Below are 17732 nucleotides of genomic sequence, written 5' to 3' on the forward strand. Positions count from 1 at the left end.
AGGCCGTACGCGGGGGTGCTGGGGCAGGACGCGCCGACCAGTGTGCTGGCGATGGCGGTGGTCCCGGCGGTGGGGTACATGCTGACCTGGACCGGGTGGTTCGCCACCGCGTACGGGTACGGCCGCAACTGGGCCCAGGCCACCTCCAGCGGCTGGGGATACTTCGTCTTCGACTCCCTGCGCTCCTGGTGGAACTACCAGTGGATGGTCCTGAACTTCCACACCGGCCTCGACTCGTCCCATCCGTACCAGTCGTGGCCGTGGGAGTGGCCCCTGCTGCTGCGGCCGGTCGCGTTCTTCTACGAGAGCCCCAGCGGGTGCGGGGCTGCGAGGTGCTCGCAGGCCGTGCTCGGGGTGGGCACCCCCGTCATCTGGTTCGGGGCGATCGCCGCCCTGCTCGCGATGATCGTCTGGTACGTGTCCACCCGCGACTGGCGGGCCGGCGCCGTGCTGCTCGCGTACGGGGTCGGAGCGCTGCCCTGGGTCTACTACGCCCTGGCCGACAAGCGCACGATGTTCATGTTCTACACGGCGCCCATGCTGCCGTTCATGATCCTCGCGCTGGTGCTCGCCGCCGGTCTGCTCATCGGACCGGCCGACGGCGAGCCGGTGCGGCGGATCATCGGAGCTTCGCTTTCTGGTGCCTTCGTGCTCGTCGCACTGATTAACTTCTGGTGGCTGTACCCCGTTATCACCGCCGAGATCATTCCCTACGACGATTGGCATCGGCGCATGCTGTTCGACCGCTGGATATGACGCCTCAACCCGCACAACTCAGCCCTTCTGCTCGTTCTGGCCTTACAGGTAGGTGACGTGGAAATCGTCCGTGGTGGTGGTCGTCGTCAGGGCCCAGGCCTATACGGCAGACTGCGGGGCATGCCTGCACCCGACGTTGCCGCGCTCCTGACAGAGCTCGAGCGCTCCGATCCGGACGTCGCCGACGACGCCAGGACCGCCGTCGAATGGCTGACCGGCGCCGAGCCGCTCGAAACGATCACTCAGCTCGACGTGTGCGAGTTCCTCTGGTACACGCTGCCGCTCAAGGTGACCGGCGACCATGGCGACATCGCCCGGGCACTCGGACGACTGCTGCGGCTCGGAGGCATGGAGCGCTACGCCGCCCTGTGCGCGTCTCCGACCACCTCCCAGATCCTGCGCACGTACGACCGCGAGGGCGAGGACGCCGGGACGGCGGCCTACCAGCGCGCCCTCGGCGCCACCGGCGTGCTGCCGCCCGACGTGCCGGAGCTCCGCTGGAGCTCGATCATGGGCCCGGAGGAGTTAGGCGCCCATCTCGCCTGCTCGGCCGCGCTGGAGATCGCCATCGTGTCCGGCGAACTGGAGCCGGCCGCGAGTAGCTGGAAGACCCACGCGGAGGCGCTGACCCGCCGCTGGCTCACGGCGCCCCGCACCGAGCTGGGCGGCGACAACTGGCTCAACCGGGTACACGGCGAGCGCCTCAACCGGTGGGTGCTCGGCCGTGGCGCCGCCCGCCGCGAGCTGGCACAGCCCTTCGAGGTACGCCTCCACGCGCCCATCCCCGTCCCCGGCGGATCCCATTTCGCCGCCCTGCGCTGGCTGCTGGAGACGGCCGCCCGCCCCGAGGGCGTGCCGCTCACCCAACGGCACAACATCGCCCGCGCGCTCGTCGTCGAGGCGGCCGAGCGGTTCGGCTGGGCGATGACGGGCACGCGCAGCGAGAGCGGCATCACCGCCCTGCGCGCCCTGCGCCGCATCGCCGAGCACGAGATGGGGGCGGTGCACCGCACCGGCAGGAGGCTTCTGATCACCGCGACGGGCAGGCGGCTGCTCGACGACCCCGAGGCCATGTGGCAGGCCGCGTCGCTGGCGCTGCTCACCCCCGCGCCCGGCGAGCGCGAGATGGAGATGTCGGTGCGCGAGGTCGGGCTGATGCTGCTGACCGACGGCAAGGAGCTGCCCTCCGGGTCGCTGGCCGAGCGGGTCACCGAGGTGGTCGTGGGTGAGGGCTGGCGCACGGCGACCCCCGCCGATGTGGCCGGTCCCCTGGTGGAGCTGCGCCACCGGCTGGAGGCGTTCGACCTGTGCGTCACCCCCGCCTCCCGGCCCGGCGCGCCGGCCCCGGCGGAGCCGGCCCCGGCCGAGCTGACCCCGACCGGCCGGGCCGCCGCCCTCGCCGCCCTCCGCGGGCAGGCCCTGCGCCCCCGGCAGTACGTCACCCTCACCTGAGGTCAGCGGCGGCGCTTCCCAGGCCGGAGGCGCTTCCGCGGCCGGTGGCCGCGATGGCGGACATGATGTTGTCCTCGGTCACGTCGTGGCCGGTGAGCTCCCTGGCGACGCTGCCGTCCCGCAGGACCACGACGCGGTCGCAGTTCTCCACGAGCTCGGACACGTCCGAGGAGATCAGCAGCACGGCGAGCCCGTCGACGGCCAGTTCGTCGATGAGCGACCGCATCTCCGCCCTGCTGGGCACGTCCACACCGTGACCGGGCTCGTCCAGCAGGAGCACCTTGGGGTTCATCGCGAGCCAGCGGGCGAGCAGCACCTTCTGCTGGTTGCCTCCCGACAGCTCTCCGGCCCGCTGGCCGGGTGACACGGCCTTGATGCGCAGCCGCCGCATGAAGGTCGCCACGATGCGGTCGACACGGGCGTCCGACACGATGCCGGCCCGCGAGAGGCGGGGCAGCGCCGCGAGGGCGATGTTGTCCCGCACGGAGAGGGTCGGGATGATCCCCTCGGTCCTGCGGTTCTCCGGGACCAGCCCGACGCCGGCCCTGATGGCGCTCTTGATCGACCACTTGCCCAGCGGGGCGCCCGCCACCGTCACCTGTCCCGCGTCCACGGGTTCCACGCCCGCGATGGCCCGTGCGGTCTCGCTGCGCCCGGCGCCGAGCAGCCCGCCGAGGCCGACCACCTCTCCGGGGCGCAGGGCGATGGAGATGTCGGTCAGCACGTGCCGCCGGCTGAGCCCTCTGGCCGAGAGGACCGGCAGGTCGCCCGGCTCGTCGGCGGGGCCGCCGCCGCCGTCCACCGGCGCCCGCGGCGGGTGGAAGGGCCTGCCCAGCATCAGCGATACGAGCCTGAAGCGGTCGAGGCCGGCCATGGGACCGGTGTGGACGACCTTGCCGTCGCGCAGGACGGTGGCCCGGTCGCAGACGCGGTAGAGCTCCTCCAGCCGGTGGCTCACGTAGACCACCGACCGGCCGCCGTCGCGGAGCGCGCCGATGACGCGGAACAGCGTCTCGATCTCGCCGGGCTCCATCGACGACGTGGGCTCGTCCATGATCACGACCCGGGCTCCGGCCGAGACGGCACGCGCCAGGGCGACCATCTGCCGGGTCCCCGCGGCGAGCGAGGCGACCGGCCTGCGGACGTCGGCGCGCACGCCGTACCCGGCGAGGATCTCCTCCGCGTCCGCGTGCATGCGGGCGAAGTCGATGAGGCCGAAGCGCCCGCGCGGCTCCCGGCCGAGGAAGATGTTGCGGGCGACGCTCATCTGGGGAGCGAGGTTGCCCTTCTGGTAGATCGTGGCGATGCCCGCGCGCAGCGCCTGGAGGGGGCCGCCGAACCTCACGGGCTCGCCCATGTAGCGCAGCTCTCCCCCGTCGGGCTGGCACACCCCGGAGAACAGGTTGACCAGGGTCGACTTGCCCGCGCCGTTGCCGCCGATGAGCGCGTGGACCTCCCCCTCGGCGATGGCCACGGAGACGTGGTCGAGCGCCCGGACGCCGGAGAAGCTCTTCAGGACGCCCGCGGCCTGGAGGACCATGCTGCTACCTGTCACCAGCTTCCTCCCCGGACGGCCTGCCTGGGCGAGAGGAGACACCTCGTTGGGACCGATGGTGATCGGGAAAGGAAACAATCCCGTAACAGAAAGAAGCTCATCCGGTCACGGCCGATCAAAACCAGTCAAGGTCACCCGAGCCGCGCCACGTGCAGCCGTACGCCCTTGTTGCCCAGCTCGTCGAGCACGTCCCGGGGGGCCGCGTCGTCGGTGACCAGGTGGTCGATCTGCTCGGTCGCGACCGTCTGCACCATGGTGTCGATGCCGATCTTGGTGTGGTCGGCCAGCACGACGACCTCCTCCGCCGCCGCCGCGAGCGCGCGGTCGACGCTGGCCACCTGCAGGTTCGGGGTCGAGAGCCCGCGCTCGGCGGAGAGCCCGTTGCCAGAGATGAACGCCCGCCGCACGCGCAGGCCCGCCAGCGAGTGCTCGGCGGCGCTGCCGACGAGGGCGTGGATGGAGCCGCGCAGCGTGCCGCCGGTGAGGACCACCTCGACGCGCGGCGAGCCGGCGAGCGCCTGGGCGACCAGGAGGGAGTTCGTCACGACGGCGAGCTCGGTGTTCCTGGTCAGCCTGCGGGCGAACTCCTGGGTGGTCGTGCCGGGCCCGACCACGATGGCGTCGCCGTCCTCGACCAGGGACGCCGCGAGGTCGGCGATCACGCTCTTCTCGACGGAGGCGACCTGCGCCTTCTGCGAGTGGGTAGGCTCCCGCGACAGCTCACCGGGCAACGTCGCGCCGCCGTGGTGGCGGTTGAGCAGGCCCTCGGCCTCCAGCGCGCGCAGGTCGCGGCGCACCGTGACCTCCGACGAGCGCACCGCCAGGGCGAGCTCCCTGAGCGAGACCGCGCCGTTGACGCGCACCAGCTCGATGATGCGCTGCCGGCGCTCGGCGGCGAACACGGGCCGGCGGACTTCCCCCGAACCCTCGGTGTCGCCCACGGCTCCCACCTTGTCATCCGTGCCGCACGTATAACACTTGCCCGATTCTGATCATAGTCGGCCGCCCAGGTCCCCGCGAGCCGAGCGCCGACCGCCTGCTCCGCCTTCGATGGTGACCGAGTTCGAGCGTTTGCGATCGGAACCCTTGACTGTTTCCGTTCGGCGGTGCTTATTTGAGGTCTGCATAAGTCCGGACCTGTTCGGTTTTGTGCGAAAAGGCTCGGCCTCCCGTCTTATGCGGAAAGGCCCCCCCGCGATGGACGGACCGATCACCCCACCAGACGTGGCCGCGCGGGCACGTCAGCTCGAAGGGAAAGACGATCATGACCATGGAGCCCGGCCGCCATGTACGGACGGCCGCCGTCACCCTCGCCGTGGTCCTCGCGGCCGTCGGCTGCGCCAAGTCAGAGGAGACCACGGCCGCGCCGGCCGCGAGCAGCACCCAGGGACAGCAGGTCGTGCGGACGCCGACCGGCGAAGCCGGGCCGACCTGCACGCTCGACCAGTTCGGCGGCGAGAAGTTCGACCTCAAGACCGCCACGGTGGGCTTCTCGCAGTCGGAGAAGGAGGCCAACCCCTTCCGCATCGCCGAAACCAAGTCGATCAAGGACGAGGCGGCCAGGCTGGGCATCCAGAAGCTCAGGGTGACCAACGCGCAGTCCCAGTTCTCCAAGCAGATCACCGACGTCCAGCAGCTGATCGCGCAGGGTGCTCAACTGCTCGTCATCGCCCCGCTGAACTCCGACGGCTGGGAGCCCGTGCTCCAGCAGGCCTCGGCCAAGAAGATCCCGATCATCACGGTCGACCGGAAGATCAACGCCAAGTCGTGCGGGGACTACCTGACGTTCATCGGGTCGAACTTCTACGAGCAGGGCAAGCGCGCGGCCGACCAGATGATCAAGGCGCTCGGCGGCAAGGGCAAGGTCGCGATCCTGCTGGGCGCCCCCGGCAACAACGTGACCACCGAGCGCACCAACGGCTTCAAGGACCAGGTGGCGAAGCAGGCCCCGGACATCCAGATCTCCTTCGAGCAGACCGGGGAGTTCGCCAGGGAGAAGGGCCAGCAGGTCACCGAGCAGCTCATCCAGTCGAACCCGGACATCAACGGGATCTACGCGGAGAACGACGAGATGGCGCTCGGCGCCGTGACCGCCCTCAAGGGCGCCGGCAAGGAGGCCGGCGACATCAAGATCGTGTCGGTGGACGGCACCCGCAGCGCGGTTCAGGGCATCATCGACGGCTGGCTGTACTCCGTGATCGAATCCAACCCGAGGTTCGGCCCGCTCGCCTTCGAGACCGCCCAGAAGTTCCTCGACGGCCAGCCGATCCCCGACAAGGTCATCATCTCCGACCGGGAGTACGGGGAGGACAGCGCCAAGGCGGGCCTGGACGAGGCCTACTGATCGTGGAACGGCGTCGTCCGTACCCGGAAGCGACGTGGAGGAGGAAGCCATTGGGCACATCCGACGAGCCCGTCCTGGAAGCCGGCGAGATCACAAAGCGGTTTCCCGGCGTGGTCGCGCTCGACGGCGTGTCGTTCACCGTACGTCCGGGCGAGGTGCACGCACTGGTCGGCGAGAACGGCGCCGGGAAGTCGACGCTGATCAAGATCTTCACGGGCGTCTACCAGCCGGACGGCGGCGAGCTGCGGTACCTGGGCGAGCCCGCGGCCTTCGCCACCCCGCTCGACGCCCAGCGGTCGGGAATCTCCACGATCTATCAGGAGATCAACCTCGTCCCGATGATGAGCGTGGCCCGCAACCTGCTACTCGGACGCGAACCCCGCAACCGGCTCGGGGTGATCGACGCCGCCCGCATGTACGCGGAGGCGGAGCGCGTCCTCACCGGCTACGGGGTGCGGACGGACGTGCGGCGCCCCCTCCGCACGCTGGGCGTGGGCGCCCAGCAGATGGTGGCCCTGGCCAGGGCCATCTCGGTGGACGCCAGGGTCGTCATCATGGACGAGCCCACCTCCTCCCTTGAGCCCCGCGAGGTGGAGACGCTGTTCGGGGTGATCAGGCGGCTCCGCGACGACGGGATCGCCGTGATCTACGTCAGCCACCGGCTCGACGAGCTGTACCAGGTGTGCGACCGGGTCACCGTGCTGCGGGACGGACGGCTGGCGCACTCCGGGCCGATCGCGGACCTTGGGCGGCTCCAGCTCATCTCGCTCATGCTCGGCCGCGATCTCAACGAGGTCAGGGCGAGCGGAGCGACGAGGTTCTCCCGCGACCACGCCGCGGCCGCCACCGGTGAGCCGGTGATGGAGGCACGCGGGCTCAGCCGCAGGCACGTACTCCGGGAGGTCTCGGTCAGCGTGCGGCCGGGTGAGGTGGTCGGGCTCGGGGGGCTGCTCGGCGCGGGCCGCAGCGAGACCGCCAAGGCGATCATGGGGGCGCAGCCGCTCGACTCCGGGGAGGTGATCGTGGCCGGGCTCCCGCTGCGGCGCGGCTCCACGACCACGGCGATCCGTGCCGGAGTCAGCCTGCTGCCCGAGGACCGCAAGGCCGAGGGCATCATCCCCAACCTTTCTGTGCGCGAGAACATCGCGCTGGCCTCGCTTCCGTTCCTCGCCCGAGGTGGGGTGGTGTCGGACGCCCGGATCGACGAGGTCGTCGGCACCTTCATGCGAAGGCTCCGGATCAAGGCGTCCTCGCCCCACCAGAAGGTGTCCGAGCTGTCCGGCGGGAACCAGCAGAAGGTGCTCCTCGCCCGGTGGCTCGCGATGCGGCCCAAGGTCCTGCTGCTCGACGAGCCCACCCGAGGGATCGACGTGGGCGCGAAGGCCGAGGTCCAGGCGCTGATCGACGAGCTGGCCGGCGAGGGCCTGGGCGTACTGCTGATCTCCTCGGACCTGGAGGAGCTCGCCGAGGGGTCCGACCGCATCATCGTGCTCCGCGAGGGAGCCGTCGTGGCCGAGTTGTCCGGCGTCGACGTCACCGAGGAAGGGATCATGGCCTCGATCGCCGACCACTCCGTTTCGACGGCACGGGCGGATCCCTCCTCACGAGCGGAATCCCATGACTGACACGACGACGGCGCTCCCGCCCGCCGACCGGGCGCGGCTGTTCACCTGGCTCCAGGAGTACGGGGTCTACGCCGCGGTGCTGACCCTGCTGGTCCTCAACGTGCTGTTCACCCCCCGGTTCCTGGACGTCGCGAACTTCCGTACCCAGCTCGTCCAGGTCACCCCGATCGTGATCGTGTCGCTGGGGATGGCGCTGGTGATCGGCACGCAGGGCATCGACCTGTCGGTCGGGTCGGTGATGGCGCTGTCGGCCGCGATGGTGGTGCTCTACCTCGGGTACGGCGTGCTGCCCGCCCTGCTGGTCGCGCTCGCCGCGGGCGCCGCCGTCGGGGCGGCCGGAGGCTCCCTGGTCGCGTACGTGGGCGTGCAACCCATCGTGGCCACGCTCGCCCTGCTGGTCGGCGTGCGCGGTGTGGCGAACGTGCTCGTGCCGCAGCTCATGGAGTTCCGCAACCCGGACCTCATCGCGCTCGGCAGCAGTTCCGTGGCGGGCGTGCCGATCATCGTGATCATCGCGGCGGCGCTGACCCTTCTGGTCGCGTTCCTCGTACGGCGGACCACCTTCGGCAGGCAGGTCGTCGCGATCGGCGGCAACCGCACCGCGAGCGAGCTTTCCGGCCTGCCGGTGAAACGGGTGCTGCTCACGGTCTACATGATCTCCGGGGTGCTGGCGGCGCTGGCGGGAGTGCTGGCCACGGCCCGGCTGCAGGCCAGCGACCCCACCTCGCTCGGCCTGTTCATCGAGCTCTCCGCGATCACCGCTGTCGTCGTCGGCGGCACCCCGCTCGCCGGAGGGCGCATCAGGGTCTTCAGCACCGTCATGGGGGCCCTGCTGATGCAACTGCTGTCGGCCACACTGATCAAGCACAACCTGCCCCAGTCGTGGACCCAGATGGTCCAGGCGGTCATCATCCTCGCCGCCGTGTACGTCACCCGGGAGCGTGGAGCGCGATGACCGACTCCAAAGTGGTTCCCGCGTTCGAGGCCCCGGCCGTTCGGAGCGCGGGCGCGGCGCGGCGCGAGCGGCTCGGCCACGTCCTCCAGCACCACGGGGCCCTCATCGTCCTGGTGGCTCTGGTGGCGGCCGGCAGCGTCGCCTTCGACTTCTTCGCCACGGCGGAGAACGCGGCGAGCATCGTGGTCTCGTCGTCGTTCCTGGCCGTCATCGCGCTCGGCATGACGTTCGTGATCATCAGTGGCGGCATCGACCTGTCCGTGGGGTCGCTGTTCGTCCTCGGCGGCGTGCTCGCGGCGTACGGCTCGCAGGCGGGGGTCGTGGTGGCGCTGCTGCTCCCCCTGGCGGTGTGCGGGACGGTGGGGCTGGTCCAGGGTCTGATCATCGCGCGGACCGGCATGGCGCCCTTCATCGTGACGCTGGCCGGCCTGCTCGGCGTGCGCGGGCTGATGCTCGCGATCTCGGACGAGGGCGCGACGACCTACCTGGTCAAGGACCCGGCCTTCGCCCGCCTCGGGCAGGGGGAGCTGTTCGGCCTGACCTACCCCGTCTACGTCGCCGCCGTGCTCGCGCTGCTCGGGATGCTCCTGCTGCAACGCACGGGGTTCGGCCAGAACGTGTTCGCGATCGGGGGCAACGAGCACGCCGCGACGCTGATGGGCGTCCCCGTCGCCCGCACCAAGGTCCTGGTGTATCTGATGTCCGGCCTGCTCGCCGGGCTCGCGGGCGCGCTCAACGCGGCCCGGCTGTCCTCCGGGGTCACCATCCTCGGCATCGGGCTGGAGCTGGACGTGATCGCGGCGGTGGTCATCGGCGGCACCCTGCTCACCGGGGGCGCGGGCGGGGTGACCGGCACGGTCGCGGGGGTGCTGCTGCTCGGGGTGATCCAGAGCCTCATCAACCAGATCGGCGACCTGACCTCGTCCTTCCAGCAGGTGGTCAGCGGCGGGTTCCTCGCCCTGGTGGTGATCGCGCAGCGCCTGCTCGGCAAGGCGCGACGACTGAACTGAAAGCGCGGCCGGCCGCATGCCCCTCCGGGCGAGCGGCCGGCCGTGTTCCGGGGTTCCAGGCCCGTGGCTCCGCTAGACCCCGGCGGTCATGCGGCCACCGAGGCGGCGGCCCATACGATCTTGCTGACGCCGGTCCTCCTCGGTGCGGCCGGTCATGACCTCCTCACGGGTCTCCTCGATCCTGAGGGCGACGCCGATCGCGAAGAAGGTCGGCGCCCACTCGCCGACGAACAGGCCCCAGCGGTCGGCGCGGGCGAGATCCTGCTCGTACTCCTTGGACAGAAGCCACGTAGCGAATGACGCGCCGACGGAGATGATGCCGGCCGTGTACATCATGCCGGATCGGATTCCCATTCGGTGGAGTGTCCTGATCATATGCCCCCCTTGATAGCGGCGTCTTGACGCTACGTTCCTACCCTTCGTCCTGGCTGGTAACGATAGGGATGGATAAGGAGATTAGAGGTAATTCCTATAGACGCGGCCTTATGCCCGTATTGAGCGGATATATTGGTATTAGGGGAGGTTAGGTGCGGACCGTGAACGCGGCGAGCACGTCCAGGCCGTTGAAGACGGCGTCCTCGACCTCGTTGCGCGCCGAAACGGACGTGACGCCGAAGTCAGCGGGGACCAGGACCAGGTAGATATGCCACACCAGCCCGCTCGACCCCCTGTAGGCGGGGTTGAGCGACAGCGCCGACCAGCAGTGCGCCTCCTCGTCGACCTGCAGTTCCTGCTCGTAGTAGTAACGACCGTCCCCGGGGTGGCGCTCGGGCGTCGAGTCGTACGAGCGGGGGTCGGCCTGCGCGATGACGGCGACGCGCATGCCCTCGTCGATGGTGCCCCGGTAGCTCCCGGCCAGATCGATGCGGGGCCGGTCACCGGCGTCGTCGACCGCGTACGACACCTCGGGGAACACGATGGCGGCGCTCACCTGACGCACGGGAACCCGCGACGCCAGCCGCTCGCAGGAACTCTGGGAGGCGACCGGGGCGGACGGGGGTGACTTGCCCGGAGTCGTGGCGGAGTAGCCGATCGCGGAGGCGATGAGCACCGCGGCGGTGCCGATGAGGGCGGGCACCAGAACGCGCGGCCACCCGGCCGTCTTCCCATCCCCGTTGTCGACTATCGCCACTCAGACCTCCGAGGGACTAGACGCGTGCCGGCGCGAGACCATACGAATATCGACGCCCGCACAAGCGCGGGTTTCTCCACTCTGACACGCCCCGGAGCTTCGTTCGGCGGTTATCAGGTAAACACCTCGAACGGCAAAGAAGACATATATCTTTCTCGCTGGAAAGGAGCCTTATTCGGCCTATCCCCCTACTCCTCCGTTTACGCCTAACGGCTACGGTCGCGCCGGTCGATCTACGACTTGCCCGCTCGGGACGGCTGGAAGGGGATGCGGGCCGTCAGGGCGTATCCGCCCTCGGGAGTCGGCCCCGACTCCAGCCGCCCCCCGGCGAGGGTGATCCGCTCCCACAGACCGGCCAGCCCGTAGCCCGACTCCAGGACCGGGCACTCGCGGACGGTCTCCCTCCTGCCGTGCGGGGTGTTCACCACCGAGACCCTCATGACGTCGCCGTCGGCCTCGCAGACGATCCGCACATCCGATCCGGGCGCGTGCTTGCGGACGTTGTTGAGCCCTTCCTGGACCACCCGGTAGCACTCGTGCTCCAGTTGCGGTGACAGGGCGCCCTGCGGGAAGTCGAGGTGGAGGCTGACCCGCAGGCCGATGTCCTTCGCCTCCTCCACCAGCCGGGGGATCGCCTCCACGCCATGCGACGACTGGTACACCTCCTCGCGCCGGAGCACCGTGAGCAGGCCGCGCAGCTCGGTGAGCGCCTGGACGCCCTTGTCCTCGATGCCGGTGGCCAGCTTGCCGATCTCTTCGTGATCCTCGGTGTCCTGGATGACGCCCGCGTTGAGGACCATGGCGGTGACCGCGTGGGTCACGGTGTCGTGCAGCTCCCCCGCGATCCACCGTCGTTCCTGGGAGGCGGCGTGCTGCTCACGCAGCCGGACCCCGCTCCGCAGCTCGGCGTTCATGCTGCGGTATTCACGCACCCACGTGCCGACCAGCGCGGGCAGGTAGACCAGTGTCAGCGCCCGCACCGTGATCAGGTAGAGGAACTGGTCGGTGAACGGGTTCACATAGTCGGCCACGACGTAGACCCCCGTCAGCGCCACAGCGACCCACTGCCAGCGGCGCACCCTGTCCTCGGCGGTCATCGAGTACGCGGCGAGGGCCAACGGCACGGTCTGCCCGGTCAGCACGGCGCAGACGACCGCGCCGACGATCATCGGCCAGGCCGTACGGCGCCGGAGCAGCATCGCGCCGGCCGTTGCGACCCCGGCGAGGAGCTCCAGCCAGTCCGGCACGTTGGCCAGCAGCGAGAAGGACCGGCCCATGAGCGTCGTCGGGATCGTGAACGCCAGGACGGCGGCCGCCAGCAGCACGTCCCCGATCTCGCCCCGGCGCCGTGCGGCGAACCCAGCAAAATTTCCCCGCATACCACTCATCTTGCAGCTTCTACCAGCAAGAACACGACTCGGCGGCTCACCTCGCCGGTCGATGGGAGACCCTTCAGCGTTGGAGGCGGAAGGTGCGACGCAGGTCCTCGACCCAGCCGCCGGGGATCTCCCAGGGGATGAAGTGGCCGCCGTCGTGGTGCACGGTGAGGTTGACGTGGTTGTACCACTCCGCTCGGTCGGAGTCGAGGAAGCTCTGGACGCGCCGCTCGGTGGTGACGCCGGGTGGGTTCTCGTACCCGACGAAGGTGATGCCGGTCGGGGCTTCGACGACCGGCAGACGGTCGTGGGAAGGGGTCCACGGGTAACGGTTCGCGTTGGCGTAGTAGCGCAGCGAGGTACCGATGGCGTTGTTGACCCAGAAGATCATGGTGTGGGTGAGGATGTCGTCCTTGGAGAAGACATTCTCGACGTCGCCGTGGTTGTCGCTCCATTTGGCCCAGCGCTCCAGCATCCAGGCCAGCAGGCCGGCGGGCGAGTCGCTGAGGCCGTGGGCGAGGGTGCTGGATCCGAGGACGTGGGCGGCGAGGTGGACGGCGAAGCGCCGGTCCAGGGCGAGAATCCGGCTGTGGACGCTCTCGGGCAGGCCCTCGGGGATGGGCAGGCCGCCGCTGAAGTCCCAGGCGCGGTCGCCGTTGAAGAGGGTGAGCTTCTGGCCGGAGCCGATATGGATGGCGTGGAGCTCTCCGGCGTACTTGTGCCCGAGCTGGCCGGTGACCAGGGCTCCGATGTCGCACCCGGCGGCGGCGTACTTCTCATGACCCAGCGTGCCGGTCATCAGGGTGTGCCACAGGTCCGCGACCTTCCAGAAGTTCATGTCCGGGTTGTCCGGCAGCGGAGTGGAGAAACCGAAGCCCGGCAGGGAGGGGACGATGACGTCAAAGGCGTCGGCGGGGTCGCCCCCGAAGGCGGCGGGGTCGGCGAGAGGGTCGATGACCTTGGACCAGTGCCAGAAGGTCCAGGGCCAGCCATGGGTGAGGATCAACGGGACGGGGTCGGGGCCCACGCCGGGCTTGCGCATGAAGTGGACGGGAACGCCGTCCACGCTCACCCGGTAGTGCTCGTAGGCGTTGATCGCGGCCTCGGCCCGGCGCCAGTCGTACTGGTGGAGCCAGTAGCCGACCAGTTCTTCCAGGTAGGCGCGGCTGATGCCGTAGCGCCAGTCGTCGTTGCCGGTGTCGTCGGGCAGGCGGGTGAGCCGCAGCCGCGCCTTGAGGTCGTCGAGAACGGCGTCGGTGACGTGGATCGGCGTCGGTTCGAACGGGATCTTCGTGTTGGCCATGGGGTTCCTTCGCGGGTGCGGACGCCAGAGGCGCCTGTCGCCCCCGGGGGTCCTCGGCATCACGAGGAGAACGTATCAGACATTTATTTAAATTACTTATGCATTTTCCCGCCGGGACGACACGGCAGAACACAACAGGGCTGGTCGGCATCTAAGTGGACATGGAGCAAAGATTCTCTGTACGTGTCATGATCTCGGTGACCGCGCTCGCCGCCGCCACGGCGGCCCTGACCTCGGCATCCGCTCTCGCCGCGACCGCGCCGATCCCCGCCTTCAGCGAAGCGCCCGTCGCCGCCACCGGCCTGCCCACCGCCGGTGACGAGGCGCCCAAGTGCGTCCGCGTCAGGGGCGCGGCCGCGTGCGTGGGACCGGACGAGAGCGACCGTCCGGGGATCTCGATCGAGGACACGGAGCCCGACAAGCTCCATGCCACGGTCGAGTACTACCTGAACGGCTACCTGGGCACGAAGTATGTGATCCACAACCTGGCAGGCGAGGGCGAGATCCGGGGAAGCCGCGCCATCGGCAAGGTCGTCACCTTCAGAGCCGCGCTGTACCGAGGAAACCATCGGATCAAGGCCAGCCGATGGAAGACGGTTCGCGGCGCCACCAAGTATCCCGTCAAGCGAGAAACGCGGGTGACCCCGGCCACCGCGCGGGCACGGTCGGAGGTCTGCACCTCGACGAAGGGAGTCGCCGGCATGTGCTTCGCCGAGAAGGACACGTTCGTCTACGCGTGTGACACGGGCGCCGACACGCGTCAGGCCCGTGCCGAGTACTTCGTCGCGGGCGATCCGACGGCGCGTTTCGAGATCCACCAACTGGCCGGGTTCAACACCTGCGGCAAGGCCGAACATGGCGACCTTGCCATAAGCAAATACCGCGCCTCGGTGTTCGACCACAACCGCCGGATCGCCACCAGGCTGTACAAATACCACTAGGCCAGCCGGCGCGCCGCGCCGTTCACCCACAAATGCGCGGTATTCGTGGGTGTCGCGCGGCTTTGTCGAGGGTATCGCCTAACGGGCCACAGGGCTGCGGTTCGCACGTCACGTTTCGCCGAGTTGTTGTCGTACTTTCGAGGAGATGGCCATGGCGCAAGACCACAGCACGCATGTCCCGAACGAAACGCTCGGTCTCGTGGAGTCCGAGGAAGAACCGAGGGCCACATCGACATTCGTCAATGGGCGATTCCCGCGCAGACGCGGGCTGGTCATATTGGTCAGCAGCCTTGTGGGCTTTCTTTTAACGGTCATCTGGTCGGCCGAATTCGTCGACCAGACCATCGGCGGCAACGTCGCCGACACGCTGCTCGGCCATAACGCGAGCGAAACGCCGATCGCCGGTATCGCCGCCGGTATCGCATTCGCGTTCGTCAGCGGGCTCGCCGGCTCGTTCACCGCCTGCAACATCGCCGCGTTCGGCGCGGTTGCCCCGATGATGGGCAACGTCGGCAGCCGATGGGACCGCCTCACCCACGCGCTGAAACCGCTGGGCTGGCTGGCGGTCGGCATGATCACGGTATCCGCCGTCTACGGCGCGATCGTCGGGTTCGTCGGCACGAACATGCCGCAGTTCTCGACCGCGCAGACCTCACCCGTGGGCCTTTCGCCGCGCAACATCCAGTCGATGGTGGTGTTCGGCCTGATCGGGCTGGCCATGCTGTACCTCGGGCTCGCCGCGCTCGGCGTCGTACGTGACCCGTTCGCCCGCGTCTCCCGGCGCTTCCCCAACGCGCCGATGGTGTTCATGGGAGCCCTGATCGGCGGGTTCCTGATCGGACGGCCGTTCGGGCTGTTCCGGCAGATGTTCAGGGACGCGGCGGAAAGCGGGAACCCCCTCTACGGCGCGGCGGCCTTCGTCCTGCAGTCGGTCGGCAACATCGTCATCATGGCGCTGCTGTTCCTGATCCTGTCGTTCGTCGCGGGCAGCCGGCTTCAGGCGTGGCTGACGGCCAAGCCGAGCCGGATCGCGGTGCTCACGGCGTCGTCCCTGATCGTCGCCGGGGTGTTCACCTTCCTGTACTGGGACGTGCGGGTGCTCGCCCGGCGGGAGATCATCCCGTGGTACCCGGCAGCGCCATGGTCGTGATCGACCTCTCCGCGACGGTCTCGGCCGCCTGAGCGCCGCGACGCCGGGTGCCGGCATCCTTGGTGCCGGCACCGGGTGGGTTGGACGACAGGCTCAAAGCCAGTGCCAGGTGATCCGCGCCTGCTCGGCGGCGTCGGCCAGCCACTGTTCGAAGGCGGCCTCTCCCGCGGCCTTCAGCGTGTCCGCGTCCTCCACGGCCTCCTGCCGTTCGAGGATCGAGCCCGTCAGGAACCGCCCATCGTAGGGAACCGGTCCGACTCCGCCTCCGGCCGGTACCTCCCGCAGGGGTGCGGGCAGATCGCCGGACCATGCCCGTGCCCTGGTCAGTTGGAGGTCCCATCGGTCGCTGAGAGAGCCGCGGAGGTCGTCGACCTCGATCGCGTCCTCCGACAGCACCCAGGCCGCCCGTACCCGCGCGAACCGGTCGCGATGACGGGCCAGATAGCCGGGGCCCAGCTCCGCGCGCATCCGGGTGCGGAACTTGTGATCTCTGGCGTCCGTGGCCATGTGGTCATGGAACGTCTCGGCGCTCAGACCCATCCGCTCCAGCCAATCGAGCATCGCGTCGCGGGTGACGAGGCCGCGCCGCTTCCGGAAGCCGTCCGCGGCCGCCTGGATCTCTTCCAGGGTGACCTGCTCGGCGGCGGCGGCGTTGCGCAGGACGCAACTCCGCACCAACTCCTCCTGCGGCGACTGCCCTGGGCGCGTGAGCGAACGGAGCATGAGCATCGCCTCGGACATGGAGATGTGCCGCCCGTCGACGGTCACCAGATTACTGGCCGCCCAATGGGTCGAATGATCAACGAGCCAGGACGCTCCGTCGTCCACCTGCACGCCGAGCATGATCGTGCCGCCCGAAGGGTCGTCGATCAGCAGGTCGTAGTCGACGACCGGCGAACCGGGACGCGGGCTGGTCACGAGCTGGGCGGCCAACGAAGGGTGCGACTCGGCCCAGGCGGCGGCGGTGCGATGCGCGTCCTCCACCGCGGAACGCCGGCGGGTCAGCCCGCGCAGCAGGCTCACGCCGCTTTCGAGGGCCGGGCCGAGGGAAGAGTCAGTCATTGCGCGTCCGTTTCTCCGGCCATGAGCCAGTCGGCGATGGCGTCGCTGATGGGCAGGCCGGTCAAATCCTCGATCCAGGCCCACTGGCCGTTCGGGTTGATCTCTAGAAACACGTACTCCCCGTCGGGGGTCAGGATGAGATCGATCGCCCCGAACGACAAGCCGAGCGCGGCGACCAGGTCCACGCACCGGAGGGCGACGTCGTCGGGAAGGTTGTGCACGCTGTGGCGGGCGCGTTGGAAGTCATAGTGACGCCAGTCGTCGCGCGTGCGCGGAGAATCCTGCGAGGCGATCTCGGCGGTGAAGACCTGCCGCCCGACCACGGTGACCCGCAACTCCACGGCCTTGGGCACATACGGCTGCAGGATGGCCGGCTCGTGGGCTATCCGGTTGCGGCCCACAAGAGCCCTTCGGTCCACGACGGTGGTGTACACGGCGTGCACCGCGCCGTCGATCTCGAACAGGGTGTGTTCCATCTGCTTCGCGATGAGCCTGCCATCCGCCCGCTCATATGCGGGAACCAGCTCGGACGGATCGTTGGTGATCACGGTACGCGGCACGGCGAAGCCCAGTTTCTGGGCCAGGGCCAGGTGGACCAGCTTGTTGTGCGCCCTGCGCAGCACCGGCTGCCTGCCCGGCAACCATCGCGCGTCCAGCAGATCCCAGAAGCCTTCGAGAAACCACGCCGAGAGTTCCGCCACGCGATCCCGCTGATCGGCGGCTGTGACGCTTTCCGCGGCGCGAGGCTGCCCGGGGCGCCGGTTCCACACGGCCGTCGTCTCGGAAAGGTCGACGGCACGCCCACCTCCGGCCAGGGCGAGTTCGGGGCCGTCGGCTTCGAATCGGACGGTCAGTCGGGTGGCGGCCGGATACTCGCTGGGATCCCACCAGAGAACTTCCGCGCCCCGGGCTTTCAGCTTGGGCAGGACCAGTTCAACGGTGGCGTCGCCGGATTCACTAAGGATCAGTAGCATGTAGCCTCCTCAGCCGCGTGGGAGGACTCGACCTGAGCCGCCCGGCCTTCGCCCGCGTGGCGGGCACCGAGCTCGGCGTCACACGGGTCAGCTACCA

At 69.4% G+C, this 17732-nt stretch carries 15 protein-coding genes and 1 pseudogene; 8 read left to right on the forward strand and 8 right to left on the reverse strand.

Translation table 11 applies throughout. The features are described 5' to 3' along the window. Both AB0B89_RS26515 and AB0B89_RS26520 read left to right on the forward strand, forming a co-directional pair. A pseudogene (locus AB0B89_RS26515) lies at nt 1-756 on the forward strand (phospholipid carrier-dependent glycosyltransferase); the annotation flags it as partial. 120 nt (nt 757-876) lie between these two features. After that, a complete protein-coding gene (locus AB0B89_RS26520; RefSeq protein ID WP_358558232.1) occupies nt 877-2208 on the forward strand; it encodes a hypothetical protein in 1332 nt (443 codons plus the stop codon). Here AB0B89_RS26520 and AB0B89_RS26525 read toward each other — a convergent pair. Both AB0B89_RS26525 and AB0B89_RS26530 read right to left on the reverse strand, forming a co-directional pair. After that, nucleotides 2201-3763, reverse strand: coding sequence for a sugar ABC transporter ATP-binding protein (locus tag AB0B89_RS26525; protein WP_358558235.1), 1563 nt, complete (start codon nt 3761-3763; stop codon nt 2201-2203). The genes AB0B89_RS26520 and AB0B89_RS26525 overlap by 8 nt on opposite strands. Nucleotides 3764-3894: 131 nt before the next feature. After that, complete coding sequence (locus AB0B89_RS26530) at nt 3895-4704, reverse strand: DeoR/GlpR family DNA-binding transcription regulator (protein ID WP_358558238.1); 810 nt, start codon at nt 4702-4704, stop codon at nt 3895-3897. A 323-nt stretch (nt 4705-5027) separates the two neighbouring features. Here AB0B89_RS26530 and AB0B89_RS26535 point away from each other — a divergent pair, with 323 nt between their 5' ends. Genes AB0B89_RS26535 through AB0B89_RS26550 form a run of 4 tightly spaced genes read left to right on the forward strand, consistent with a single transcriptional unit; the run spans nt 5028 to nt 9697 of the window. Further along, nucleotides 5028-6107 carry an ABC transporter substrate-binding protein gene (locus AB0B89_RS26535; RefSeq protein ID WP_358558241.1) on the forward strand — a complete coding sequence of 360 codons (1080 nt, stop codon included), beginning with the start codon at nt 5028-5030 and terminating at the stop codon, nt 6105-6107. 50 nt (nt 6108-6157) lie between these two features. Continuing rightward, complete coding sequence (locus AB0B89_RS26540; protein ID WP_358558243.1) at nt 6158-7732, forward strand: sugar ABC transporter ATP-binding protein; 1575 nt, start codon at nt 6158-6160, stop codon at nt 7730-7732. Next, complete coding sequence (locus AB0B89_RS26545; RefSeq protein ID WP_358558245.1) at nt 7725-8687, forward strand: ABC transporter permease; 963 nt, start codon at nt 7725-7727, stop codon at nt 8685-8687. The genes AB0B89_RS26540 and AB0B89_RS26545 overlap by 8 nt, the downstream gene beginning before the upstream one ends. Beyond that, complete coding sequence (locus AB0B89_RS26550) at nt 8684-9697, forward strand: ABC transporter permease (RefSeq protein ID WP_358558247.1); 1014 nt, start codon at nt 8684-8686, stop codon at nt 9695-9697. The genes AB0B89_RS26545 and AB0B89_RS26550 overlap by 4 nt, the downstream gene beginning before the upstream one ends. A 72-nt stretch (nt 9698-9769) precedes the next feature. On the opposite strand, the gene AB0B89_RS26555 is transcribed toward AB0B89_RS26550, so the two are convergent. From AB0B89_RS26555 to AB0B89_RS26570, 4 genes are all read right to left on the reverse strand, one after another. Beyond that, nucleotides 9770-10051, reverse strand: a complete 282-nt coding sequence (locus tag AB0B89_RS26555) for a hypothetical protein (RefSeq protein ID WP_358558249.1) — start codon at nt 10049-10051, stop codon at nt 9770-9772. A 169-nt stretch (nt 10052-10220) separates the two neighbouring features. Next, on the reverse strand, nt 10221-10829 hold the full coding sequence (locus tag AB0B89_RS26560) for a hypothetical protein (RefSeq protein WP_358558251.1): 609 nt from the start codon (nt 10827-10829) through the stop codon (nt 10221-10223). Between the two features lie 233 nt (nt 10830-11062). Continuing rightward, nucleotides 11063-12217 (reverse strand): histidine kinase, encoded by a 1155-nt coding sequence (locus tag AB0B89_RS26565; protein ID WP_358558253.1) that lies wholly within the window; start codon nt 12215-12217, stop codon nt 11063-11065. A gap of 64 nt (nt 12218-12281) precedes the next feature. After that, nucleotides 12282-13508, reverse strand: coding sequence for an epoxide hydrolase (locus AB0B89_RS26570; protein WP_358558255.1), 1227 nt, complete (start codon nt 13506-13508; stop codon nt 12282-12284). 197 nt (nt 13509-13705) lie between these two features. On the opposite strand from AB0B89_RS26570, the gene AB0B89_RS26575 reads away from it, so the two are divergent. Together AB0B89_RS26575 and AB0B89_RS26580 are read left to right on the forward strand one after the other, a co-directional pair. Next, a complete protein-coding gene (locus AB0B89_RS26575; RefSeq protein ID WP_358558257.1) occupies nt 13706-14449 on the forward strand; it encodes a hypothetical protein in 744 nt (247 codons plus the stop codon). A 277-nt stretch (nt 14450-14726) separates the two neighbouring features. Next, the gene (locus AB0B89_RS26580) at nt 14727-15599 is read left to right on the forward strand and encodes a hypothetical protein (protein ID WP_358558260.1); all 873 of its coding nucleotides are present in this window, start codon (nt 14727-14729) and stop codon (nt 15597-15599) included. 93 nt (nt 15600-15692) lie between these two features. Here the strand turns inward: AB0B89_RS26580 and AB0B89_RS26585 are convergent, their stop codons facing one another. Further along, the gene (locus AB0B89_RS26585) at nt 15693-16661 is read right to left on the reverse strand and encodes a TIGR04500 family putative peptide maturation system protein (RefSeq protein ID WP_358558263.1); all 969 of its coding nucleotides are present in this window, start codon (nt 16659-16661) and stop codon (nt 15693-15695) included. Then, on the reverse strand, nt 16658-17635 hold the full coding sequence (locus AB0B89_RS26590) for an MvdC/MvdD family ATP grasp protein (RefSeq protein WP_358558266.1): 978 nt from the start codon (nt 17633-17635) through the stop codon (nt 16658-16660). The genes AB0B89_RS26585 and AB0B89_RS26590 overlap by 4 nt, the downstream gene beginning before the upstream one ends. Nucleotides 17636-17732 lie beyond the last annotated feature (97 nt).

The sequence above is a fragment of the Sphaerisporangium sp. NPDC049002 genome (genome assembly GCF_040649355.1).
Taxonomy (GTDB): domain Bacteria; phylum Actinomycetota; class Actinomycetes; order Streptosporangiales; family Streptosporangiaceae; genus Sphaerisporangium.